The sequence below is a fragment of the Sulfitobacter sp. F26169L genome, from assembly GCF_026410285.1.
Classification (GTDB): Bacteria; Pseudomonadota; Alphaproteobacteria; order Rhodobacterales; family Rhodobacteraceae; genus Sulfitobacter.
On sequence record NZ_JAPMLP010000014.1, the window covers coordinates 22,782 to 46,941 of the forward strand.

Genomic DNA, 24,160 nt, shown 5'->3' on the forward strand with positions numbered 1-24,160 from the left:
GAGGTGCGAACATCTCATCGAGCGTTCATCATCCCAATAGTGGGGGGCATCAAAGTACTCGATCGCAGAGCTAGCTCCCCCTGCGTCGTTATCACTGCTGCTATTTAGTTTGTAGCGCCCACGGCCCAAGCTAATAGTTGAATTATTTGGCGATGCGAACAGCCGCTTTTGAGCAGCATTCCGCCCTCGAAACGTTGCGTATGTAGCATCCGGTTCGACACCATAGTTGCCGCAATCCGGATCTCCGCACATATTGAAGTTCGTCACCCTTCCTGGCGCTGGGTATATTCGCGCTAACGACAGTTTTGAATACTCTTGCCGAACAACTTCGTTTCCGAAGCTTTGACAAGAACGCTCACGACGCAGAAACCATATTTGTTCGTTGACGCATTGACGAAAGCCCAATCCACAAGAAATCTGAAAAGGCTCATGCGCGGCTTTCACCGCTCAGAGAATACCCCCTAATCCCATGAAACCAGGCGGCAATTACAACGCAAAATCAAAAGGTTGCCGAAATTTAATTCGGCAACCTTTATTAGCAGTGTCCTGCAGTTTAGAATGCGCCACCGAAACGGAGCACCTCTTCCAAATTCGAGTTCCCGAAGATTATTCAGAAACAGCCTTGTCTACTGAAACAGTTACACCCGGGCCCATTGTGGAGCTAAGCGCGATTTGCTTGAGGTAAGCGCCTTTGGCACCTGTAGGCTTGGCTTTTGCAACTGCGCCGATGAAGGCGCGGATGTTTTCGACCAGTTTGGCTTCATCAAAAGATGCCTTGCCAACGCCTGCATGAACGACACCGCCCTTTTCGGCTTTGAACTGCACTTCGCCGCCCTTCGCCGCTTTCACAGCTGCAGCAACGTCCATTGTCACTGTACCGACTTTGGGGTTCGGCATCAGGTTGCGTGGACCCAGTACTTTACCCAGACGGCCAACAACAGGCATCATGTCAGGTGTCGCGATGCAACGGTCAAACTCGATCTTGCCGCTCTGGACGGTTTCCATCAGGTCTTCCGCACCAACGATATCGGCACCGGCCTCTTTGGCCTCATCGGCTTTCGGACCGCGTGCAAATACTGCGACGCGAACGTCTTTGCCTGTGCCGTTGGGCAGGCCCACAACACCGCGAACCATCTGGTCTGCGTGACGTGGATCAATCCCGAGGCTCATCGCGATCTCGACCGTTTCGTCGAACTTGGCGTTCGAGTTGGCCTTGATCAGCGATACAGCTTCTTCAACTGTCAGGTTCTCTTTGCCTGCGAATGCTTCGCGTGCGGCGCGGATACGTTTTCCAAGTTTAGCCATTTTACTTAACCTCGATGCCCATGGACTTTGCGGAGCCCATAATGATTTTCATTGCCTGTTCCACATCATTCGCGGACAGATCGGCCATCTTGGCTTCTGCGATCTCACGCAACTGCTTTGGCGTGATTGTGCCAACAGTTTCACGCGAAGGCGTTTTCGCACCTGACTTCAGCTTCGCTGCTTTCAACAGGAAGTAGGACGCTGGAGGCGTCTTGATGTCCATCGTAAAGGACTTGTCCTGATAGTAGCTGATCACGGTCGGGCAAGGCGCACCTGGCTCCAGATCAGCTGTCTTTGCGTTGAACGCTTTACAGAATTCCATGATGTTAATCCCGCGCTGACCCAGCGCTGGCCCCACTGGCGGGGACGGGTTTGCTTGACCCGCTTTAACTTGCAACTTCATCGTACCGACGAGTTTCTTGGCCATTGGCCTTCTCCTTTGTCACCGGCGGGGTTTCCCCTGCCCTACATGACCACAACGCGTTATGGTCGTTTTCTAGCGTGGTCCGGTTACAGGCGCGCGCGCCCGGTTCCTCCCACAGACGATTCGCCACACGGCAATACCGTGCAGCGCAAGAACCCTGCCCTTAAAACACTTGGGCTCGTAGATCAAACGTTATCTGGCGTTTTGTAATGGCGCTCCTGAAACCGCACAGTCGTTGCCGAGACGTCACCTTTGTTCAGCGTGACCGATCGTACCACCACCGGCTGTGTCCCGACGATACGATCATGAACTTCTGTTGCAGTCATCATCGCCTCCCAGATATGGCCTGCGTTAATTATTTGGTTCACAAAATCGGGATCAAGACAAAACCCCTCACGCACGTGGAAACAGAACGATCGCACCAAGGGAAAAATGCGGTTCTCGTTCTGGCGGAGCCGAATATATCAAGCACCCATTCCGCAATATCGCCCCCCCCCCCTGCAAACAAGGATCTTGACGCAGTTTTTCGAAGGGACCTTCAAGGCTGTCATCGACACCGTAGAGGAACCCGCCTGCAGCGTGACGCCTGTTATCTCCCAGCTTTGCCAGTAGCCCGACGATACCTGACATCGGTTTCGGCTTAGAGACCACGAACATCTCGCCCGGATCTGTGTACAACGCGTCAATATAACGACCTGCAGCGGCAACGAGTGGATGGCGGTCGCACAACTGCGGCAGCTCCTCTTTGTTCGCAGTCGTTCCAGTCATGCGCTGGCATCCGTCTTGCGCCAGCGCGCCAGAAGCCATTGCTTCTTCAGATGCGGTATAATCGCTGGTATCGCGCCGCTCATCCAGATCAAGCAGTCAACGCCGGAGGATCGCATTATATGGCGGGACGGGAAACTCGAACGCTTTCCAACTTAGCGGAACATTGGCAAGCAGGTCTGCACCCAAGCCAAGAACATCCATGCAGCAAGATACCATGCGCATCAATCCCAGTGCGCTCAAGCCCGGGTCGATCGGGTCAGTGACAGAAAAAACGCGCCCCTTACAGAGCGCGCATCAAACGGTTTTGCCGTCAATGACAGTTCGAGGTGGTCAAGCGCATCACTGAATGCGCGGACCATGACATCAAACTTGTTTGTTCACTTGGGTAAAGTCGAGCTCGACCGGTGTTTCACGACCAAAGATAGACACCATAACCTTGATTTTCTGGTTCTCTTCGTCAACCTGCTCAACCATGCCGTCGAAATCTTCGAACGGACCATCAGCAACCTTGACGCGTTCACCAATTTCAAAGTGGATCAATGTCCGCGGTGCTTCCTCGCCCTCTTGGACGCGGCCCAGAATTGCAGTCACTTCGGCATCGCGCATCGGCATCGGGCGGCCCTGTGGCCCCAGAAAACCTGTAACGCGGTTAATCGAGTTGATCAGGTGATATCCACGGTCCGACATCTCCATGTGAACCAGTACATAACCGGGCATAAAGCGACGCTCTGTCGTGACTTTCTTGCCGCGACGAATCTCGATCACTTCTTCGGTAGGCACCAGCACTTCATCAATCTGGTCCTGCAGTTCCTGCTCTTCCACTGCAGTGCGAATTTGCTCTGCAATCTTTTTTTCGAAGTTGGAAAGAACACTGACCGAATACCACCGTTTTGCCATTTGATCTTTCCGTCCTTGTCCTGAGCGCATCTGCGCGCTTGCGAATTCATAAACACTTCAGAGCCTTGGCTCCAGTAGCCCGATACAACGACCAGCGCGCAAAACGAATCTTCACACACCATGCCAACGGGCTGGATTGCGGGTTAGCCCACGTGCCGTTGGGATTCAAGTGTTTGCAGAGAAAATTGCGGTCTGGTTGGTCTTTGCCGAAAAAAGGTCCAGCCTAGCCGAACATGTTCAGCACGTACTGAAGCCCACTACGGATCACAATGTCAACCAACGCAAAGAATACAGCAGTCAGAGCCGCAAGAATAAACACCATGACTGTGGTTAGCATGACTTCGCGGCGTGTCGGCCAGACGACCTTTGCCACTTCTGCGCGGACTTGCTGGATAAACTGAAGCGGGTTGGTGGTGGCCATGGATCACATCCTGAATTGTCGTGTTAGCTGCATCTAGCTGTTGCGACGCTGTGTTTCAAGGCTGCAATTCGCACCCGTTCAGGTGCCCTTCTCCTGCATTCCCGCAAGGCGACGCTCCATCGCTTCTCCGTGGCGCTGATCCGCGGTTGCAAGTTCGCCAAAATCGGGCAGGTACAGGCCATCTACAGTACCTTCGGGAAACCGGTCAAGAACAGCGTCCCACCCTACTGCAAAACGATCAAGCCGCGCATGCAGGACGGCTGCCCGTGCGGGGCGGCGATTGGCATACCATCGACCGAATTTCATAACCCGCTGCCAGAAACCGTCATATCCAAGGATCAGGAAGACACCGACCACTATAAACAGCATCAGAAAGACCAATCCCAGCACCAGCCAAGGCCGCAGAAGGACCAACAACGCAAAACCGCCAAGAGCGATGTGCGCAGGTTTTGGGCGGTATCCCCGCACAGCGACCATTACCCGATCCTGTAATGACGCTTGCGTCGATCTCTCTTGAACGGGTTCAGTTGGCTGCGCAACGGGCTGGACTTTTACATTTTTGCGGCGCAGGGAAAACTTGCGCTTTTTCGGCTTTGGTGCCAACAACTCTGCGGCACGCGCCGCCGCTTCCGGATCAGGCGCAGGTTTCGCCAATCGCGGCAAGGCATCCGCCTTGCGGCGCAGTCTACCCACCGTACGCGATTTGTTGTACTGCTTTTCATCTTCTTGGGCATTCAAATCGGCAGAGCGTGCAGGAGGTGGCGGTGCCACATCTTCTGTCAGGATTGACCGGATCGCTTCAAGCGAACTTGCATCAAGGTCGCCTTCGACTGCATTATCCGGAGCATTGTTAGAGGCTTCTGTCATTTGTCGATACCGTAGTGCTGGGAAATCAAGCCTTCTGTTAACCCCGATTTGTGACCCTTCGATGGAGCAATTGCGGCAGCAGCATGTCACTGTTTCCAGATATCGCCCAATCCCGCCCACTGGGGCGGATTAGCTCTGCCTTGTCAGCTTTCAGGCAGACACATCCAAGATCTGCCATATCTTCGGCGCGGCATTATATCATTGGACGATCAATTTTCTCGCCCAATGATCCGCTGAAAATTGTCGTCATTCAAAGAAAGAAACACTTAAGGGTAAAAAGGGAGTTTATGTCGCGAGCCCATGAAATTCGAGCTTTTGAACCCGCCGTCGATGGTAGGAACCTGCCATTTTTCCCGCTGCCAAAAAGTGCGTGCAAGCACCATCGTCTTTGTCAAAAAGGAAGGTCGGAAGTAGATGAAGGCAAAGAGCCCGCACAGCTATTTGAACTTGCCGCGCGCTATATCTAGGGGCCGTGCTTTTGCAAAACGGCTGCACATCCCTCGGTAAGTTCTAATCCGGTGACGATAGCCTTCCAATCGCGGCAAGTGCGCTGGACGGGGATCACAGTCTGAAAAACGGTCGCATGAATTTGTTGTAAGAGCCGTCATGTTACGAAATTTGTGACGATGCGCAGCAACAATACGGACATCGACAATTCTCCTAACCCCCCGTCGGCAGGATAGTCCCAAACGTCCCTTCCATTTACCTGCGCTGTGAACAGGTGGTGGTCTAGACCAATCGTCCGATTTTCAACCCTTCAAACACCGCCTCTTCGGCGGTGCGTGGTGCGATGCAATCCCCGACAAGATGGTGCGACAGGCCAAGCCTGCGCAGCATGTTCTCAACACTACTATCCGGCGTGTGGCCTTGGGCAAGGACAAGGGTGTCGACACTCTCGCAAATCACCGCTTCGCCGCTCATCAGGTGCTGTAGGTAAACCGTATCCTCATCAGCGCCGAACAGGCGAACATAGGGGATAACCTCAACACCCAGTGTGTGCAGCCGACCAATGCTTGCGTCCCGCACGTACATTTGGATCGTGTGGCCGGGCATGTACCCATTCACGGCCAGCCTGACCGAACACCCCTGTTCGGCCAGCATCTCGGCCACGCCGATACCAATCCAGTCAGCCCGCCAGTCCGCAACAACGGCAGAGGCGCCAACTTTCACCTCTCCCCGCAGCACTTGCCATGCGTCAACGATATGGGCGCTATCGTTGCCTTCAAAATCTGGCCAGCGCGGGGTCGCACCTGTTGCGACAATCACTTCGTCCGGTGCAAATTCGTTGACCAGCGCCTCATTCACAGTGGTCTGTTTGCGCAAGGTCACACCTGCCAGTTCCATTTCCCGGCTGAGATTGGTGACAATTCCGCCAAACTCTGCGCGATGCGGCAAAAGCTGGGCCAGACGCGCCTGTCCACCCAGCAGCGCATCACGTTCAAACAATGTTACCTCGTGGCCGCGTTCACCCGCGGTGGCCGCGGCCTTCATCCCCGCCGGCCCACCACCCACGACCATGACGCGTTTTGCGCCCTTCGCCAAAGCAGGCGCACCAAACAACACTTCCCTTCCGCTTACCGGATTCTGGATGCACGATATCGGATATCCTGCATGAAAATGCCCGATACACGCCTGATTGCAGGCGATACAGGCGCGGATATCATCGATCTTGCCAGTCTGCGCTTTATTGCCAATTTCGGGGTCACAGATCATAGCGCGGGTCATGCCGCACATATCCGCCTGACCCGAGGCAATAACACGCTCTGCATCCTGTGGTTGATTGATCCGCCCTGTCACAATCGTCGGCAACCCCGTGCGTGCGCGGATACCGTCGGCCAAGGGCGCGGTATAGGCGACATCTTCATACATCGGTGCTGCAATATGAACCGATCCGGCCAAGGTGGCCGATGATCCGGCGACGACGCTGAGATATGTCAGGTTACCATCCGCCGCGATTACCTCGCAGGCGGCTTCCATCTCGCTTGGCTCCATGCCGTCATGGCTGCGCTCGTCCCCTGACAGGCGCAGACCAATCACAAATCCTGCGGACGTTTTCTGCCGGATGTCCGCTGCAATTGCTCTGATAAAACGCGTCCGGTTTTCCAGAGATCCGCCGTATTCATCGTCGCGGGAATTCACCTGCGCATTAAGAAATTGTGCAGGCAAATACCCGTGAGAAGCAACAATCTCCACACCGTCCATACCTGCTCTCTGCATACGCGCCGCAGCATCGCCAAAGGCTGCGATCACGTCCTCGATCATCTCAACGGGCATCGCGCGCGGCATCACATGAAACCGCTCATTCGGGGTGGCGGACGCGCTGTAGGAAACGGGCGCTGTCCCGTCTTCGGAGGCAAGAATTTCACGGCCCGGGTGAAACAATTGCGCAACCGCACCGCAATCATATTTGTGTAATGCATCCGCAAGCTTCCGATACCCCGGAATGCAATCATCACTGTCCACGCGGATCGGGTGGGCGACAAACACACCACTCGGGTGCGCGAGCGCCACTTCGATCACGATCAGACCCGCGCCACCTTTTGCGCGCGCCTCATGATAGGCAATCATCGCCTCGCCAATCTGGCCCTGCTCGTTCAGGTGCGTTTCGTGGCCTGTGGAAACGATCCTGTTTTTCACGGTAAGATCGCCCAGTCGCAGGGGCGAAAACAGATGCGGGAAATGAGAAGTGGCCATCGCTCGGGGTCCCCCCTGGTTCATGTTGTCATACCAATAGCCTGCAAAAGAACCTGCCACAACGTCACCCGCACATCAGCGTGGGAATGGGCAAGGCATCTCGTGGACTGACCGTGGCGATTTGCCCGATGGTCTGGCGTGCATCAATCTGCGCTATCTACGAACAGCATCCGAACCGGCGAAATAGAAGGTCCGCAAAATGAATGACAAAAGCGCGCTGGAGGAGTTGCCCGGCGAGTTGTTAATGTGGATCTTGATCCTCAGCGAAGTGCTGGTGTTCGGAGCAGGACTGATCGTCTTTCTATCTGTCCGCGTGACCGATCCCGAAGGCTTTGCACAGGCGCAAGATATGCTGAATCGCACAGGCGCGGGAATAAACACCATCATTCTCATCACCAGCGGTTTTCTGGCAGCATCGGCCTGCCGTTTGCGCCGCGCGCACCAGCGCAAAAAGGCACGGCTGGCACTGGTTGGGGCTGCGCTTTTGGGGGGCGCGTTTTTATGGATTAAGGGGGCGGAATTTGCCGCCAAGTCTGCAGCAGGCATCGTCTGGGACACCCATCCGTTTTTCAACTTCTACTTTTTGCTGACGGGCTTTCACGCCGCACATGTAGTAGCGGGCGTGTTTCTTTTGCTGTTGGTTGCATGGCGCGACCATCAGAACAACATGGAGGATGCAACAGCCTTCTGGCACATGGTCGATCTGGTCTGGGTTCTGCTGTTCCCTGTGATCTATCTGCTTCAATGACGCAGCGGTCCCTTTATATCGCGTGGGCGGTTCTGGTTGCCCTCAGTATCGGATCAACGATCCTTTCTGTGTCGGGTATCTGGACCCGATGGCCAATTGTCGCAGGCATGGCCGTGCTGGTTTTAGCATGGCAAAAGGCGCGCATCATATTGCTACAATATCTTGGCTTGGCAGAAGCCCCGTCATGGCGGTGGGGAATCGAATTTGCACTGGCCTTATTGTGTCTTTTACTGCTCGGACTTTACCTGCTGCCCTTGATCCTCTGACAGATAAGGGCCATCGCTGGATAAAAGGCACGCGCTGCAGCCAGCGCGTGCCTACGGGTTAAACGCGAACCTAGCCGGTCAACTCGTCATAACATTCCAGGGCTTTGGCCGCGTACATCATTGCGGGGCCACCGCCCATCTGCATGGACATCGCCAGCACATCGCCCAACTCCTCGCGTGTTGCTCCGGCTTTGACCAGCGCCTCGACATGCAGCGAAATACAAGGCTCACACCGGATACTGATGGAAATGCCGAGTGCGACGAATTCCTTGGTTTTGAAGTCCAGCACACCACCACTTTTGACCGCCTTGCCCATCGCGCCAAACGCATTGGCTGTGTCGGGAATTGCACCGTTCAGATTCCGCAACCCCTTGCGGGTTTCGTCGAGTTTGTTTTTCCAAGTCATCGTTCATACTCACCAAAGTTAAAGTTCGCAGTCTGAATAGTCGATCAAGCTGCGGCCTACTTTGATGCGGATCAACGTCTGGCGTTGCTGATGATCCAGTTTGACGCCTCGGGCAGCAGGGTGTTCATCACAGATTGGAAAACAGCCGTGACTGTTTCGGCGCTGTCATCTGCTACTGCCGCTGTCCGGGAAAAGCTGCGCGTCGCGATAACCCTCTGGGTCTGATCGTCCATCATGGTTATCGCCATATCAACCACTGCTTCAAACGTCTCGTCCGCTTTGGCGCTTACTTCGAAACGGTCCAACCTTACCAAAACCACAACATCCGGCACCGGCCCGCCTTCGGTCTTTCCGACGTAACCAACACGCTTGGTCGCGGATACGCTTCGGATCAATAACGATTGCAACACAGCAGGCAATTCGTCGCTCCACCGCGCATCGGGCAAATAGCTGATCGAGGCCACGCCGGTTTTCACCATGATCCGATCCGATGCAATTGCAGCAGGCGCGTCAGGGCGGGTAACAAGCACCGTGCGGCTGGTACGCGCGCCTGACGTTGACCCTGCTGCGGGCGACAACAGATAGGTATCCAAGGGCCTCGCGGCATCGTTAAGAGATGCAACCGCACTGCAACCGCCCAAAGCGGCAGCAGCGCTCAAAAGCGCAATCCGGCGGTTTAAGCTTAGTGATTTCATCTATTTTCTCCGGTAATCTGGCACACGTTCGTTCAGGAAGAACCGTGCAGGGTCACGCTCCAGCCGGCGGGCAAGACTGTTGAGCGTATTGATCAGGCCGCGCGCTTCGGCGCCAAGGCGGCCAAGTTCCGGCAAGCCGGTGCTTGCAAAATCACTGATTCCAGGCGCGCTTGCGGCGACAGCGTTTTGCACCTGTCTGACCACATTATCGGTTCGCGCGATCAGCGCGCGCAGATCAGACGTCACGGCAGGAACATCGCGGCTGACTTCTTCCACAGCGGTGCTGATCCGCTCTGATGTAACGCGCAGATCGTTCAGCACAGGTTGTAAATCCGTATTCATCAAATTTGTGGCCGCATCAAATGCCGTCTCGGCAGAGGTTAGTGCGCCCTGCGAACCGGCCAGTGTGGTATCAAAGACATCCAGACTGCTCTTGGCCCTTTCAAGAACGGACGTGGCCGATGCAATCATGGTTTGTGTCTGCGTCGCGATGGGGTCAAGCTGATCGGTTAGGCCGGTCATATCCCCTGCCACCTTGTCCACTGCGGCAGTCGCGCGGGAAACTGCGGCCCTGATATCGGACATCACAACAGGCACATCATCCACAACAACGGTTTCAAACACGGCAATCGCCGATTTCGCATCTGCCAGCACGTCACGCGCCTCGCTCACCAGCAGGCTGCCCTCTCCGTCGACCAGAGCGTCAAAGCTGTTTGACGCCTCCGTTACGGCGGAAAATGCGGTATTCGCATCCAGCAACGTCTGTTCCAGCTCTGTCAGGCGCGCGTTCAGCAAGTCAGCAGTTTGTGTGTATCCGCTCAGCGCCGTGCCAGAGCGGTCTTGCAGATCGGTGATGGCCGCATTGGCCTGCGTTACCGTTTGCGTGACCTGATCCAGAATATCGGGAATGCTGCCTTGCATGATGTTTTCGATTTGGGCAATCACGCGTTGCGCCCCCTCGATCGGGGCGGTGGCGGTGGTTAACGCCGTATCAGCCGAAGCAAAGGCACTGCGCGCAGTGACCAACGTTTCATCAGCGGTTTCCAGTGTCTTGGACAGGGTTGCTCCAATACTGTCCAGACGGCTGGTAAATGCGGTGATCTGCTCGGTGGCATCGCTGACCGTGCCGCTGATTTCTGAAAAATCGTTCAGCGCCTCATCAAGGCGGGCCGAGGACGTATCGAGGTTGGTCAGGATATTACGCACCTGCGTCTGGGTTTGCGGGCCTGTAAGCTCTTTCAGTTGTGCCAGCAGTTCGGTGGCTTCCGCCAGTAAATCAGGCGCGTCATCGACCAAAGCTTGCACGGTGGAACGTCGGGAAGGAATGATCGAAAGCCCGTTTTCGGCATCCGCGACCAGCGGTTGCGCAGTTGGCGTGCCCCCCGTCAGAGAGATATACGCGACCCCCGTAACCCCCTGTGATTGCAGCCGCGCAACGGTATCCGAACGCACCGGCGTATTTGCATCGACCTCGATTGTGGTCAGCACCTTTGACGGGTCTTGGTCATAAATCTGCAACCCGATAACCCTGCCCACAGAAATCCCGTTGAATAGAACATCACCCGATGCATCAAGGCCCGAGACATCCTCGAACAAGATGCCATAGGTTTCGTACTGACGGTCAATCTGGACACTGGCCAGCCAGACAAAGAACCCCAGCGTGCCAAGAATGGCCAGCAGTGTAAAAACCCCGATCAGCAGATAATTTGCCCGCGTTTCCATCGCTATGCTCCTTGCGCCTGTTGGGTTGCTGTTGCGGCGCGTGCGCGCGGGCCATGGAAATACTCCTGCACCCACGGGTGATCGATCTTCAGCATTTCATCCATTGTGCCAACAGCCAGCACTTTCTTTTCAGCCAGTACCGCCACCCTGTCGCAGATTGCGTGCAAACTATCCAGATCATGTGTGACCAGAAACACCGTCAGCCCAAGTGCTGCCTGAAGCTGCTTGATCAATTCGTCAAACGCCGCCGCCCCGATAGGATCCAGCCCTGCGGTAGGTTCGTCCAGAAACACCAGTTCCGGGTCAAGCGCGATAGCGCGTGCAAATCCTGCACGTTTGCGCATCCCCCCCGACAACTCGGAGGGGTATTTATCCATCGCGTTTTCGGGCAGGCCCACCATACGCACCTTGATTGCGGCCAGTGTCTCACGCAGGGTATCGTCAATATCCAGTTGTTCGCGCATCGGTGCTTCGACGTTCTGGCGCACGGTCAGCGATGAAAACAATGCACCGTCCTGAAACATCACACCCCAGCGGCGGCGCAACCGGCGATAGTGGTCTTCCGATGTGTTTCGCACACTTTCACCGAACACCTCGATTTTGCCTTCATTAGGCTGCAACAACCCCACGATGGCCCGCAGCAGCACCGACTTTCCGGTGCCGGAGCCACCGACCACACCGATGATTTCGCCCCGCTTTACGTCCAGATCAAGGCCGTCATGGACTGTATGCGTGCCAAAGCGCGTAACAAGGCCGCGCACCCGCACCATCGGCTGTTCGTCTGTTGCATTATCCATCAGACCCCCACCACCGCGAAAAAGATCGAAAACAGCGCATCCGCCACGATCACCATAAAGATTGCCAGAACAACCGACGTAGATGTCTGCCGCCCCAGCGAATCCGCGTTACCGCCAACCAACATTCCTTCGTAACAGCCGATCACACCGATGATCAGCGCGAAAAACGGCGCTTTGATCATGCCGACCCCGAAGTGCCAGACATCGGTATTGGACACCAGCCGCGACTGGAAAACAGCAGGCGAAACGCCCAGTTCAATCCACGACATCAGCGCGCCGCCCAACAGACCGGACACATTTGCGATCAGCCCCAAAGCAGGCAGCATCAGCATCAGCGCCAAGACCCGCGGCACAACGAGGATTGCAACCGGATCAAGGCCCAGTGTGCGCATCGCATCGATCTCTTCGCGCATCTTCATTGACCCGATAGCAGCAGTGAACGCCGAGCCGGACCGCCCCGCGACGATAATCGCTGTCAGAAGAATACCCAGTTCGCGCAACACCGAAATGGCGATCAGATCGACAACAAACACTTCTGCACCAAACTGGCGTAGCTGGGCAGAGCCCTGAAACGCCAGCACGACCCCGATCAGAAAAGCCATCAGCGCAACAATCGGCACCGCGTTCAGGCCAACCTGTTGGCAGTGATGCACAACGGACGTCAGCCGCAACCGGCCGGGGCGTATGATGACCATCCCCATAGTTGCGATGATCTGGCCCAGAAACGAGGTAAGCTCTGCCGCCTTTCGTAGCATCCGGACCACCTTGCGGCCAAAATCCTCAACGAGTTCGGTAACTGTTCTCGGCGCGACCTCTGCTTCGTGCGCCTCGGGCATGTTGCGGCGCACTGTTTCGATCAATTGCGCCTGCGCTTGGGATGCGCCGGTGATCGACAAAGTCACACCATCTGCTTTCGCCCGACGTTCCTGATCAACCAGAAACCACGCTCCGGCCGTGTCGATATGCGTCAATCCGCTAATATCAATATTTTGGGTACCTTCAGGTACCACTACGCGTGTTTCTGCAACAATGGCATTTACGCCGCCAATCACAAACCTGCCAGACAGCAAGACACGACCGCCTTCGGTATCTATCTCCACCGGAGTTGTGTCAGATTGGTGTGCGCTGGTCATCTAGTCCCCAAAACAGCGGCCAAGCCCCGCCCTTGTGTACTATGGGTTAGGCAACAGACTGGCGTCAGTGTCAAACTTTGCAAGTGGACATTCCGAAAATACGGTAAACCGGACAAAAACTGATCAGGGAGGCAAGCATCAGTACAAACCCTACAGCCATACTGGCATAGGCATAAAAACCGTCTGACCAGATTGCTGGCAGATTAACCAAAGGTGCTAGAAAAATAACAAGTCCGAACAGGGCGCGCAGGACACGGTCGGCGTTTCCAAGGTTACTGGTTATGTTTCTACTTCTCTTACACTTCAGGAGAAAAAATTCGTCCGAGCTAATCTTAGCAAGCGCGCGCATCTGCCACCTCAATCTGTATCAACGTACCCGAATCTGTATAAATCATACAATCATAGCAAAATTGAAAAGATGCCTTCCTATGCCCCGCGTGGCAAATGGCCGCGCCACCCGTCACCCTTCAGGCGAACCACCCAAGCTCTTGATTTCACCACACATTGGCATCAACGTGCCGAGCGGCTGCTGGTCTGTGAAATACCTTCCTGATAACATAGTATTCTTGCTAAGCTATTTCTCAGACGAGATCTGCAAGACCTGTCCCGGAAAGGACCACAGCATGCAAAAGCAGGGGACTCTTTTAAAAAGTCCGGTCGCCGCAGCATATCCCACATTAGTAGAAACGTATCTTCATATTCAAAAAGATGCGGCGGTCGAAACAGCAGAAAAGGGAAGAACCCTGATCCACGAGGACGATTTCGCTGACCATTCGATGCTTTTGCTTGACGGATGGGTCGCATTTTCAAAAATGCTGCCGGACGGTGAAATTCAGATTATCGATGTGATGCTTCCAGGGGATTTCGCCTTGATCGGGGCTGTTAATGCTCCGGTAGCTGCCTGCACGATCGAAGCGCTGAGTGATGTACGGTTCATAAAAATTCTTCCAGCACAAGCAAACGGGCCGGAAGTCGAAATGGAACAGTTGCGCAGTCTGTTCGCAGGCGAAATTGTCCGGATGCAAGCGCGCACCTCAGAATTGCTGTTGCGAATGGGAAAAGGCAACGCCGCAAGCCGCGTCGCCTATGCCTTACTGGAATTTCATGTTCGCCTCGAAGCCATTGATCTATCCAAAGACGGCTACTTCGAATTTCCGATGAATCAGCACAAGTTGGGCGAGTTTACCGGTCTCAGCAATGTGCATGTCTGCCGGACACTGCGCCGGTTCGAGCGGGAGGGCATCATCTCCCATCCGACCTACACAGCAATCCAGCTCAATGATCTGGACGCACTGTGCATGCTGGCCGGAATAAATCTTGATGCTTTCCGACACGAGATCTTGATCAAACGCAGCAAATAAATTTATCGCAGCTCGACAATTTCACCAAGTGTCTGTCCGGCCAATGTCTCACAGGCATCATTGGCGATGTCTCCAACGGTTATAATTCCTACCACCAGCTCCGCTTCATCCAGCACCACCAACCGCCGGATTTGCATATCGGACATCAGGTAGGCTGCATGCTCAACAAGTTGGCCGATCTGGCAAGTCACAACATTACGGCTCATTATCGGGGCAACCGGACTGTCATCGGATATGCGCGACGCCCAGCGCACAACGATATCCCGATCGGTCAATATACCTACAAGCTTATCGCTTTCACACACAGGCAGCGCCCCAAGACCCAGCTCGGCCATCAATGCCGCCGCCGCCCGCACCGGCGTTTCCGGCGAAATGACAGTTACGGGTGTTCGCATAATTCGATCAATAATCACGCGCCAGTCTCCGCTAAAGTTGTTTTACGCTCTTCACCTCATAATGTGCTATTTGCGCGCAATAATCATTGACGGCGGTTAACTTCGCAGTTGGATATGAACGAGCCTGTCAGCATGAAACGCACTGCAAACGTCAGCGCAGGCCACACATAGCGCTAAAGAAACTCCCAACGGCTGCGCTGCATGTGCCCAAGTATCTCATCCATTTCAAATTCTCTAATTTACTTCGGTGTCAAAACGCAGGTGCCAGCCTTTTGTTCAAGAATTTCCAGCGCCTGATCCAGCCGCCCGATGCCTGCCAAACCACCGTGTGTTGAAAATGTGGCAGCCGCCTCCATCTTCGGTCCCATTGATCCGGCAGGCAAATCCAGCGCCAGCGCGTCTTGCGGGGTTAACGTTTCAATACGTGCCTGCGCATCTGTGCCAAAATCGCGATAGACGCCGTCAACGTCCGTTAGCAGCAAAAGCGCGTCCGCATCCAGTTGCTGTGCAAGCAGTCGGCTGGATGCATCCTTGTCGATCACAGCCTCCACGCCGGTCAAACTGCCGTCTTCGCCGCGCAGGACAGGGATACCGCCACCGCCGCCACATATTACAATCACATCCTGATCCAGCAGCAGCTTTAGCACCCGCACATCTGGGATTTCCTGTGGCTGGGGAGAGGGCACAACCCGCCGCCATGCATTACCGTCCTGCGCCACGCTCCAGCCCGCAGCGTTGGCTAGTACATCTGCCTGTTCACGGGTGTAAACGGGACCGATAAATTTGGTCGGGTTGGAAAATGCGGGATCAGCCGGATCAACGATGATCTGGGTAAGCAGGGTTGCAACGGCCCGCGTGTGATCAAGCGCGTTTTCAAGCTCCTGTTCGATTACGTAACCGATCATGCCGTCGGTTTTCGCCCCAAGCAGATCCAGCGGATATATCTTTTGCGGATCATATGCCGCCCCTTTCAGCGCCAGCAGACCGATCTGCGGGCCATTGCCATGGGTAACAACCAGTTTATGACCGGCCTGCACAATCCGCGCCAAGGCCGCTGCCGCAACTTTCACGTTTGCGCGCTGGTTTTCAGCGGTCAGCGGTTGGCCACGTTTGAGAAGGGCATTGCCCCCGATTGCAGCAACAACAAGCATTGTCTAACTCCCTAATGTGGCGACAAGTATCGCCTTAATTATATGCATCCGGTTTTCAGCCTGATCGAAAACAATCGACGCCGGGCTTTCGAACACCTCATCGGTGACTTCCATGCAGTTGATGCCAAACTGTCTCTGGATTTCCTTGCCCATGGTTGTGTCCGAATTATGAAACGCAGGCAGGCAATGCATGAATTTGGCACGTGGATTGCCGGTTTTATCCATAACGTCCCCATTCACCTGATACGGCCCGAGCGCCTCGATACGGCTGGCCCATGTGCCTTGGCTCTGCCCTTCACGGATCCAAACATCTGTATAGACAAAATCCACGCCCTCGACGGCCTTATATATCTCATCCGTGATTGTGATCTGTGCACCCGTCTGCTGCGCAATGGCGTGCGCTTCGTCGCGGTTTTTTATACTTGGCTGGAATTTCTGTGGCGCGCAAAACCGCACATCCATTCCCATTTTGGCCCCACCGATCAGCAAGCTATCGCCCATGTATCTGCTGGCATCGCCGATAAAACAGTATGAAATCTCGCTAAGCAGTTTTTGACTATGTTCTTTCATCGTTAGAAAATCTGCCAATACCTGTGCAGGGTTAAACGCATCCGACAGCCCGTTGTAAACTGGCACACCGGACCAATCCGCAAGCGTGCGCACAACGTCATGGGCAAATCCCCGAACTTCAATCGCGTCATACAGCCGCCCCAAGACACGCGCGGTGTCTTTCACAGCTTCGGTGCGCCCCATCTGCAAGCCCGTCTGACCCATCCAAGCAACGGTTGCACCCTGATCATGCGCTGCAACATCGAAACCGGCTCTTTTGCTGTCTGCGTCAAAAACCAGCGCAATCTCGCGCCCTTTCAACATTGCGACCTCGGTGCCTGCGTATTTTGCCGCTTTAAGGGTACCTGCAAGTTTCAGCAGAAAAACCAGCTCTTGCTCTGTGAAATCCCCAAGCGTCAGAAAACTGCGATTCCTAAGGTTGAATGCCATGGTCTCGCCTCCTCGTGCGATATCGCAATTGATCTGCACGGCGCGCAGCGTGTTCCGGACCTGATATAGCAGCGAGACACCTCAGCATGTTAACCGGCGTTAACCCGCCCAAAAATATCACGCGCCCCGCATAGCTCAACCTTGAGTTGATGCGGGTTAATGCGGCGGCGATACGGATTACGCTATCCTGCGGTGCGACCCACATGTTGATGAAAGGATGGTTCCATGACTAAATCAAATACGTCGACTGATAAAACCCCTACCGAAACAGTCCGCTCCACCCCTGCCGGACAGCTCATGTTCGGGCCCTACTCCCGCCACTTCTGGAACGCGCAGGGCCAGTTGATTGCAGAGGCCGGAAAATTCTCGGCAGAGTGGTTCAAGCGGCGGCAAACCGCTGCATTTTCGCTGCTCGACACCGCGGCACAGATTTCAACCCTGAGCCTGGATAATCCACCTGCTGCGATACGGGCTATGGTGGACTGGCAGCGTGGCGCTATGGAGCGCGTTTCCGAAGATGCTACGGACTGCTCCCGTATGATCTCCGAATGCAACAAAAGCATGATCAGTACAGAGATGGAGGTAGTGGAGGAGTTTGAAAGACACTCAAACGCCCTCGCCGAGAACATGGCCACCGTCACCAAAGGCCGCCACGCAACGCCGGTTTGACAAGTTATCCAGGCATGACAGAAGCCATTGGGTCCCCGCTTTGACCCTATTGAGGCAAAGGGGGCCCAATCAGTGATAGTGTCAGCGACGCCCCCAATCAAAACGATAACATCATAGTGTTCCGACACGGCATTGCAGTTTCGGGGCAATATATGCGCATGCACCTCCTCCACCCGCCCTCCCAAGGAGATATCCTATAAAAACCTCGAAATTTGCTGCTGCGTTTGCATTATTGTGCGCAACTGCTGGAACAGCGGTTGCCGATCCGCAAGAGAAAGCGCTGACCATCGTCACCTCGCCAGAGCCACAAACACAATTGATGGCAATGGTGCTGACAATGCAGGCAGCACAGAAGGGCGCACAAGCGCATATTATTATGCTGTGTGGACCGCAGCTGATATCGCATTGAAGGGAGCCTCTGCCACCGCCACCACAGGTCCGCCCTCGCTCAAGATGAGCCCACAAGGCCCGATGCGGACCATCCATGAAAAAACCGGAGCGACTGTAGAGGTCTGCGCAATTTACCTTCCAGGCAGAAACGCGGACACCTCTGTTTTGCTGGATGATGATACAAAAGTTCTGACATTCTAGATCTGTAAACTGCCAAGGTAGCGATCCCCGCGCGCTTCTTGGTATTTTCTCGTTCTCTTCAAAACTTCACTATGCCTGACAGACATAACAGGCGTTGTGATCGACCGGTTCCTTCAATTTTGCGGCCCTCCCCTCACCTGCGCTGCGGAATAGACCGGCTGACGGGACCTACCCCTATCGGGTTTTAAAACTGGACATTACGTTACGTCCTCGCAAAGATGTGACAATGCCACACTGGCCTGCCAGACGCGGTATTAAACGCGATCTATCTGCAAGACGCCGTACTGGCGGGCCGTCAAATAAAGGGAAGCATTATGAAATTTTCGCGTCGTACATTTATGGGGAGCGTCGCAGCCCTACCTCTGGTGCAAATGACCGCCCTGCCCGGACTTGCTGCTGAACGGGTATTCTTCGGGATTGCCACTGGCGGCACTGGCGGCACATATTACCCGTTGGGCGGGATGCTTGCACAGCTGATCTCGAACACAGCGGAAATCCCTGACACAAAACTATCCGCGACTGCGGAAACCGGAAACGCATCTGTGGCAAACGCCCAGTTGCTGGGCCGCACCGAGATCGAGTCAGCATTTGTTGCCGCTGACATTCTGGACTCTGCCTACAAGGGCGCGGGCCAGTTTGACGGTCAGCCGACAGAAAACATCCGTGCAATCGGCGCGCTTTATCCTGAGACTGTGCAACTGGTAGTGCGTGCGGACTCCGGCATCGAAACCTTTGCCGACCTAAAAGGCAAATCCATCTCGTCCGGTTCTCCGGGATCAGGTCAATGGCAATTGTTGGGCGATCTGATGATCGCACACGGCATGACGCGTGAAGACGTTTCCGAAGACTTCTCCTCGTTCTCCCAATCGGTGGACAAGATCAAAGACGGCAACCTTGATGCATCTCTGATCACGGCCGGTTCACCTACATCATCCGTGACCGATCTGGCCAACGGCCACGAGATCCGCATTGTACCGCTGAACGGACCGGCAATCGCCAAGCTGCAGGAAACCCAGCCCTATTATGCAAATGCGATCCTAAAAGGTGGCACATACAAAGGTCAGGACAATGATGTCGAAACGTTGGCCGTACGCGCAATCTGGGCAACCCATGCAGATGTTTCTGACGAGATCATCTATGCCGTGACCAAGGCATTGTACGAAAACACCGAAACACTGGGCAACGTGCACCCGAAGGGCAAGGAAATCTCGCTCGACAGGGCACTTGAGAGTGTGTCTGTCCCGCTCCACCCGGGAGCCGAGAAGTACTACATGGAGAAAGGCATCAAGTGAAGATGCTACGCGGCACCTTCTGTGCCCTTTGGGTGGCCTTACTGGCCATCCTTCCCCTATCTGCAAATGCAACGGCCCGTCCCGCCCTGTGTCTGAAAAGCCATCCGGACAACAGGATGATCGGGTTATATCCGCTGACTGCGGACGGCACTTTTGCACTGGAGTTTATCCATTCCGTTTCACGCACGCCTGTTGTCGACACCTACAGGATTGATGCAAACCGGATCGTCCAGACGTCCGAGATTTTTCTGGCGCACGGGGCAGGTCTGCCGTCAATGGGCGACGAGGTTGATGCAACCGGATGGCGGCACGAAAATGGTCGTTTTATCCTTGATCTTGACCGGCCCATTGGCACCATGATCGTGCGCATACAGCCCGAATACAAGAACACCCTGCACCTTGCAGATGAGTCCATCCCGTTAGCCTCTTTGGGCCAGTCCGTTCTGCGGATCACCGCCTGTGAACCACCGGAGTAACCATGTCAGACACAAACCAGTCTACGGCCGCTAACGAGCGCGAACTTACCCCTGATGAAGTCGAAGCGCTGGTGCGTGAATACGACTCTGAGTCGAATTTCCGCGATCTGACGGGGTTGGTGGCACGGCTGGTTACGGTTGCCTGCGTTGCGCTGTCGGTGTTTCACGTCTACACCGCCGGTTTCGGTCTGTTGAACGAGGTAACTCACCGCACTATTCACCTGACCTTTGTGATGGGTCTGGTGTTTCTGGTATTTCCCCGCCGTCGTGCGACCCCGACGCGGCGCCTGTGGGTCGACAGCGCCATTTTTGGCACCTTCTATCTGTATATCATCTACGATCTTGTCTCTGCCCTACCGCCCAACGCACTGAATTACGGCTTTGGGGCGGCAATGGTGTTGCTTACGGCGCTGACCCTGCCGCTGAAAGGTCGCGGCCTTCCAGGCAGCAAAGTGGCCCTGCGTGACTGGCTATTCGCCATTCTGGGTGCCGGATTTTCGCTGTATCTGGTGGTTTTCTTCCGTGATGTTTTCATCACTAACGTAGGCTCGCCGCGCCCGCAGGAATACATGATGGGCCTGATAGCCATCATTATGACACTGGAAGCGACGCGCCGTACCATGGGCCCAACGCTTGCATTTATCGGTGTCTTTTGCATCCTTTACGCAATGTTTGGTCCTTATATGCCCGGCATAATGGGGCATCGTGGATATAATATCCTACGCATCATTAACCATCTCTATGTCGGCACAGAGGGCATCTATGGCGTGGCGGTCGGCGTTGTTGCCACCTATGTTTTCCATTTCGTTTTGTTCGGCATCCTCGCCCAGATGAGCGGTCTGGGCCAGTTGTTCATCGACCTCGCGACCATCGTGGCCGGACGTGCCTCTGGCGGTAGTGCGAAGGTGTCTGTGGTTTCTTCTGGCTTTTTCGGCATGATCTCGGGCTCTCCCATCGCCAACACGGTAACTACAGGTGCATTTACTATTCCGTTGATGAAGAAATCTGGTTTCACCCCCCGTTTTGCTGGCGCCGTCGAGGCATCGGCATCCTGCGGTGGTCAGGTTACACCGCCAATCATGGGCGCGTCCGCGTTCGTGATGACCGAAATGCTGGGCGTCCCCTATAATGAAATCATCCTGATAGCGATCATACCCGCTGCCTTCCATTACCTCGCCATTATGCTGATGGTTCACCTTGAGGCGAAACGGCTTGGCCTGACGGGCATGTCTGCTGATAAAATCCCGCAGTTCAAAGCGGTGTTGCGAAAATCCTGGCACCTATTTGTGCCGCTTGGCGCAATGGTGACCCTTCTGTTGATGCAGTACACACCTTTTCTTGCCGCTTTTTGGGGCATCATTCTGACCATAGTATTTTCTTATGTGCCGCTGTTGATGCGTGCGCTCGGTGATACCTCGATGGATATGAATTCTGTTCTGACGCCACCACGTCTGGTGCGCGGTTTCGAAGACGGCGCGAAATTTGCACTTGCTATTGGTGCGGCCTGTGCTTGTGTCGGCTTCCTGCTCGGCATCACCACGCTGACCGGACTGGGCTTTAAATTCTCCGCCGCGGTTGTCGAACTTGCCTATGATCTCGCTGGATTTATGATCGCGATTGATTTCACAGGATTGCTTAACGAAAAGAGCATGGCACTGTTCTTTGGCCTCGTTTTTGTTGCAATCGCCTGCATCATTATGGGCGCGGGTATTCCGACAACGCCGACCTACATAATCCTCGCTTCTATCGCGGCTCCTGCCCTAATGGAGTTTGACATTCCGTTGATCGCTACACACTTCTTCGTATTCTACTTTGGTGTGTTAGCAGACGTGACGCCACCCGTGGCCCTTGCTGCCTATGCAGCAGCGGGGCTTGCCCGATCTGACCCTATGCGAACAGGCACGACAGCATTCCGCCTGTCGATGGGCAAGGCGCTGGTGCCCTTCATGTTTATCTATGCGCCAAGCCTGCTGTTTGTTGAGTTTACTTGGACGGAATTCATCGCAGCACTGATCAGCGGGATCGTGTGCATCGTTGCACTTTCTGCGGCCTATGTTGGCCATTTCAAGTCACCATTAACCACTCTGGATAAAATCGCCCTGTCGATCGGCGGTCTGCTGCTGATTTCGACTTCATGGACGGCGATGGCAATCGGCGGAGCACTCGTGCTTGCGGTTTTCTTGCACAACGGACGCGGAACAAAAACAGCAACAGGTTGATTGACGGCAGCCTGCGTTGCCAGACCGAAACAGCAGTATAGAAACCCGTACGATTGCAGCATTGTCGCTATGCGTTGATCATTTCCATGATCGGCCGAGCATTTGCAGGTGCTGTGGTCCGCCAATCCCCTATACTCAGATCAGACCTGAGCGCAGACCATTTCCAGAAATCCGGATCCCATAGGCCGATTTCAGGCAAGCCTGTGATGATTGGAAAAGATTGGCAGGGGCTGAGGGACTCGAACCCACGACCCTCGGTTTTGGAGACCGATGCTCTACCAACTGAGCTAAACCCCTATGCCGTGGGTCTGCGTAGTCCGGATCGCGTGGAGGATCAAGAGGGTTTGAACATAGATCGTGTGAAAATCCGGCGCTGCAGCGGAACATGTGCCTGCCTTTGTCGGTTGAGTACGTGAAAGAACCACACAGCGTTCACCGAAAGGAACTGAAAATGACCCTTAACAATCTTCACGACGTATATCACGATCAACTGCAGGACATGTACAGCGCTTGCAAACAGTCGCTTGAGGCGACCACCAAACTGGGTCGTGCCGCAGCTGACAAGGAGCTAAGCGAGGCGCTCATCGCAGGTGCAAATGGTATCGGCGAAGGAATGGACAAGATCAAGTCTATCTGCGCTACCCATGACATCAACCCCGAGGGCGAGCATTGTCGCGGGATGGAGGGCCTTGTCAAAGAAGCGAACGCCCACGTCTTGGAACAGGAATTCGGGGATGATGCCACGCGGGACGCAATGATCATCACGCAATATCAGCGCATGGTGCATTATGCGCTGGCTGGCTACGGGTGCCTTACCGCATTTGCCAACCGCCTGAACTTGGACGAAGAGGGTGCGATTTTGCAATCCATGCTGGATCAAACCTACGATGGCGACCGCCACATGACTCAGATCGCAACCAACGGCGGTGTAAACCGCGATGCAGCCTGACCAAAGACTTTGCCTCTCGCCAAAGCGGGGGGCATCTCCCCTCTTTAGTACCGGACCGAGAGTACCGGACCGAGGGTATTCATATCGGCGCTGTCACTTACTCCAAGCTTCGCTAAGCGCAGTGACGTTCCCACCGCAAATCAGCGCCTCGTTTTCCAGAACTTTTTCGATAGGCCAATGCCACCATTCCAGCTTTTGCAGAACGGTAATTTCAGCCGGGTCGAAGCGCAGGCGTATTTGTCTGGCGGGATTTCCGGCAATTACACTATAGGCGGGTACTTGGCCTGAAGCCACAGCACCTGCTCCTACGATTACCCCGTTTCCAATCTCTGTACCGGGTAAGACTTTTGCCCCCTGCCCTATCCACACGTCATGGCCAATAATTGTGTCACGTCCCGCCGCTGGCAGAGATGCACGCCCCTCATGCGGTCCGCCCCCGAATACAGCGAAGGGAAATGTCGATATACCGTCATAGCGGTGGTTGGCAGACGCGGTGATGAATTGAACTCCGTCCGCGATCTGGCAAAATTTGCCGATGATCAACCGTTCCGGACTGAAATCATAAAGATATGGGGCCAAATGCGCGGCCCAATCTGCGGGGGCTTGATGCGCGCTGGCGTAAGTGTAATCACCGACTTCCATACGTGGATGGGTGTCCGCCGCTTTCAAGAATACGGTTCCGCGATGCGCACTTCCGTCACCCAGCGTTATGGGGTGAAGCAGGCTTGGGGCGGGAAAGCGGTTTTCAGGGGTATCCATAGTATGTCCTTCGATCTCGCTGCCTATTGTGATCGTATAGCATAAAGAAATATGCCGTAGATGAACGAAAAAGGCCGCCTCCCTGGGGAAGCGGCCTTTGTTGATTCGGATCAGGCAGGGCTTGCGCCCTGCCGGACCTGATTACTCGGTGATCTT

At 54.8% G+C, this 24,160-nt stretch carries 26 protein-coding genes and 1 tRNA gene; 9 read left to right on the forward strand and 18 right to left on the reverse strand.

The genetic code is table 11. The features are described 5' to 3' along the window. Window positions 1-606: 606 nt before the first annotated feature. From rplA to OS189_RS17875, 6 genes are all read right to left on the reverse strand, one after another. Window positions 607-1,305, reverse strand: a complete 699-nt coding sequence (gene rplA / locus OS189_RS17850) for a 50S ribosomal protein L1 (protein WP_267168702.1) — start codon at window positions 1,303-1,305, stop codon at window positions 607-609. A gap of 1 nt (window position 1,306) precedes the next feature. Beyond that, window positions 1,307-1,732, reverse strand: a complete 426-nt coding sequence (rplK, locus tag OS189_RS17855) for a 50S ribosomal protein L11 (protein WP_267168703.1) — start codon at window positions 1,730-1,732, stop codon at window positions 1,307-1,309. A 182-nt stretch (window positions 1,733-1,914) separates the two neighbouring features. Continuing rightward, complete coding sequence (locus tag OS189_RS17860) at window positions 1,915-2,097, reverse strand: hypothetical protein (RefSeq protein WP_267168704.1); 183 nt, start codon at window positions 2,095-2,097, stop codon at window positions 1,915-1,917. Between the two features lie 763 nt (window positions 2,098-2,860). Next, complete coding sequence (gene nusG / locus OS189_RS17865; protein WP_267168705.1) at window positions 2,861-3,394, reverse strand: transcription termination/antitermination protein NusG; 534 nt, start codon at window positions 3,392-3,394, stop codon at window positions 2,861-2,863. A 223-nt stretch (window positions 3,395-3,617) separates the two neighbouring features. Beyond that, entirely contained in the window at window positions 3,618-3,815 is a 198-nt protein-coding gene (gene secE / locus OS189_RS17870) for a preprotein translocase subunit SecE (protein WP_267168706.1), read from the reverse strand. 78 nt (window positions 3,816-3,893) lie between these two features. After that, window positions 3,894-4,682, reverse strand: a complete 789-nt coding sequence (locus OS189_RS17875) for a hypothetical protein (RefSeq protein WP_267168707.1) — start codon at window positions 4,680-4,682, stop codon at window positions 3,894-3,896. Between the two features lie 83 nt (window positions 4,683-4,765). Here OS189_RS17875 and OS189_RS17880 point away from each other — a divergent pair, with 83 nt between their 5' ends. Then, complete coding sequence (locus OS189_RS17880; RefSeq protein ID WP_267168708.1) at window positions 4,766-5,149, forward strand: hypothetical protein; 384 nt, start codon at window positions 4,766-4,768, stop codon at window positions 5,147-5,149. A 262-nt stretch (window positions 5,150-5,411) separates the two neighbouring features. Here OS189_RS17880 and OS189_RS17885 read toward each other — a convergent pair whose 3' ends face one another. Further along, the gene (locus OS189_RS17885) at window positions 5,412-7,376 is read right to left on the reverse strand and encodes an oxidoreductase (RefSeq protein ID WP_267168709.1); all 1,965 of its coding nucleotides are present in this window, start codon (window positions 7,374-7,376) and stop codon (window positions 5,412-5,414) included. A 199-nt stretch (window positions 7,377-7,575) separates the two neighbouring features. Between OS189_RS17885 and OS189_RS17890 the strand changes: the two genes are divergently transcribed. Together OS189_RS17890 and OS189_RS17895 are read left to right on the forward strand one after the other, a co-directional pair. Continuing rightward, entirely contained in the window at window positions 7,576-8,124 is a 549-nt protein-coding gene (locus OS189_RS17890) for a cytochrome c oxidase subunit 3 (RefSeq protein WP_267168710.1), read from the forward strand. Then, window positions 8,121-8,390 carry a nitric oxide reductase F protein gene (locus tag OS189_RS17895; protein ID WP_267168711.1) on the forward strand — a complete coding sequence of 90 codons (270 nt, stop codon included), beginning with the start codon at window positions 8,121-8,123 and terminating at the stop codon, window positions 8,388-8,390. The genes OS189_RS17890 and OS189_RS17895 overlap by 4 nt, the downstream gene beginning before the upstream one ends. A 70-nt stretch (window positions 8,391-8,460) precedes the next feature. Here the strand turns inward: OS189_RS17895 and OS189_RS17900 are convergent, their stop codons facing one another. From OS189_RS17900 to OS189_RS17925, 6 genes are all read right to left on the reverse strand, one after another. Beyond that, window positions 8,461-8,796 carry a carboxymuconolactone decarboxylase family protein gene (locus tag OS189_RS17900; protein WP_267168712.1) on the reverse strand — a complete coding sequence of 112 codons (336 nt, stop codon included), beginning with the start codon at window positions 8,794-8,796 and terminating at the stop codon, window positions 8,461-8,463. A 71-nt stretch (window positions 8,797-8,867) separates the two neighbouring features. Beyond that, window positions 8,868-9,491: an ABC-type transport auxiliary lipoprotein family protein gene (locus OS189_RS17905; RefSeq protein ID WP_267168713.1), complete on the reverse strand. Its 624-nt coding sequence runs from the start codon at window positions 9,489-9,491 to the stop codon at window positions 8,868-8,870. Further along, window positions 9,492-11,213, reverse strand: coding sequence for an MlaD family protein (locus tag OS189_RS17910; protein WP_267168714.1), 1,722 nt, complete (start codon window positions 11,211-11,213; stop codon window positions 9,492-9,494). 2 nt (window positions 11,214-11,215) lie between these two features. Next, window positions 11,216-12,010 carry an ABC transporter ATP-binding protein gene (locus tag OS189_RS17915; RefSeq protein ID WP_267168715.1) on the reverse strand — a complete coding sequence of 265 codons (795 nt, stop codon included), beginning with the start codon at window positions 12,008-12,010 and terminating at the stop codon, window positions 11,216-11,218. Then, window positions 12,010-13,143, reverse strand: a complete 1,134-nt coding sequence (locus OS189_RS17920) for an ABC transporter permease (RefSeq protein ID WP_267168716.1) — start codon at window positions 13,141-13,143, stop codon at window positions 12,010-12,012. Before OS189_RS17920 ends, OS189_RS17915 begins: the two co-directional genes overlap by 1 nt. Before the next feature lie 70 nt (window positions 13,144-13,213). Beyond that, window positions 13,214-13,492 (reverse strand): YgaP family membrane protein, encoded by a 279-nt coding sequence (locus tag OS189_RS17925; RefSeq protein ID WP_267168717.1) that lies wholly within the window; start codon window positions 13,490-13,492, stop codon window positions 13,214-13,216. Window positions 13,493-13,571: 79 nt separating this feature from the next. Here OS189_RS17925 and OS189_RS17930 point away from each other — a divergent pair, with 79 nt between their 5' ends. Continuing rightward, complete coding sequence (locus OS189_RS17930) at window positions 13,572-14,504, forward strand: Crp/Fnr family transcriptional regulator (protein WP_267168718.1); 933 nt, start codon at window positions 13,572-13,574, stop codon at window positions 14,502-14,504. A gap of 2 nt (window positions 14,505-14,506) precedes the next feature. Here the strand turns inward: OS189_RS17930 and OS189_RS17935 are convergent, their stop codons facing one another. The 3 genes from OS189_RS17935 to argF form a co-directional block, all read right to left on the reverse strand. Continuing rightward, entirely contained in the window at window positions 14,507-14,899 is a 393-nt protein-coding gene (locus OS189_RS17935; RefSeq protein ID WP_267168719.1) for a CBS domain-containing protein, read from the reverse strand. 239 nt (window positions 14,900-15,138) lie between these two features. Then, window positions 15,139-16,050: a carbamate kinase gene (arcC, locus tag OS189_RS17940; RefSeq protein WP_267168720.1), complete on the reverse strand. Its 912-nt coding sequence runs from the start codon at window positions 16,048-16,050 to the stop codon at window positions 15,139-15,141. A gap of 3 nt (window positions 16,051-16,053) precedes the next feature. Further along, window positions 16,054-17,049 carry an ornithine carbamoyltransferase gene (gene argF / locus OS189_RS17945; protein ID WP_267168721.1) on the reverse strand — a complete coding sequence of 332 codons (996 nt, stop codon included), beginning with the start codon at window positions 17,047-17,049 and terminating at the stop codon, window positions 16,054-16,056. A 225-nt stretch (window positions 17,050-17,274) separates the two neighbouring features. Between argF and OS189_RS17950 the strand changes: the two genes are divergently transcribed. The 4 genes from OS189_RS17950 to OS189_RS17965 all read left to right on the forward strand — a co-directional run bounded on the left by OS189_RS17950 (window position 17,275) and on the right by OS189_RS17965 (window position 22,296). Further along, window positions 17,275-17,718, forward strand: a complete 444-nt coding sequence (locus tag OS189_RS17950; protein ID WP_267168722.1) for a hypothetical protein — start codon at window positions 17,275-17,277, stop codon at window positions 17,716-17,718. A gap of 905 nt (window positions 17,719-18,623) precedes the next feature. After that, a complete protein-coding gene (locus OS189_RS17955) occupies window positions 18,624-19,601 on the forward strand; it encodes a TAXI family TRAP transporter solute-binding subunit (RefSeq protein ID WP_267168723.1) in 978 nt (325 codons plus the stop codon). A gap of 2 nt (window positions 19,602-19,603) precedes the next feature. Then, window positions 19,604-20,077, forward strand: coding sequence for a DUF1850 domain-containing protein (locus tag OS189_RS17960; RefSeq protein WP_267168724.1), 474 nt, complete (start codon window positions 19,604-19,606; stop codon window positions 20,075-20,077). Window positions 20,078-20,079: 2 nt separating this feature from the next. Beyond that, window positions 20,080-22,296, forward strand: a complete 2,217-nt coding sequence (locus tag OS189_RS17965; protein ID WP_267168725.1) for a TRAP transporter permease — start codon at window positions 20,080-20,082, stop codon at window positions 22,294-22,296. Window positions 22,297-22,517: 221 nt separating this feature from the next. On the opposite strand, the gene OS189_RS17970 is transcribed toward OS189_RS17965, so the two are convergent. Continuing rightward, window positions 22,518-22,593: transfer RNA gene (locus OS189_RS17970), tRNA-Trp, on the reverse strand. 154 nt (window positions 22,594-22,747) lie between these two features. Here OS189_RS17970 and OS189_RS17975 point away from each other — a divergent pair. Then, the gene (locus tag OS189_RS17975) at window positions 22,748-23,245 is read left to right on the forward strand and encodes a ferritin-like domain-containing protein (protein WP_267168726.1); all 498 of its coding nucleotides are present in this window, start codon (window positions 22,748-22,750) and stop codon (window positions 23,243-23,245) included. Between the two features lie 93 nt (window positions 23,246-23,338). Here the strand turns inward: OS189_RS17975 and OS189_RS17980 are convergent, their stop codons facing one another. After that, on the reverse strand, window positions 23,339-24,004 hold the full coding sequence (locus OS189_RS17980; protein ID WP_267168727.1) for a CatB-related O-acetyltransferase: 666 nt from the start codon (window positions 24,002-24,004) through the stop codon (window positions 23,339-23,341). Between the last annotated feature and the right edge of the window lie 156 nt (window positions 24,005-24,160).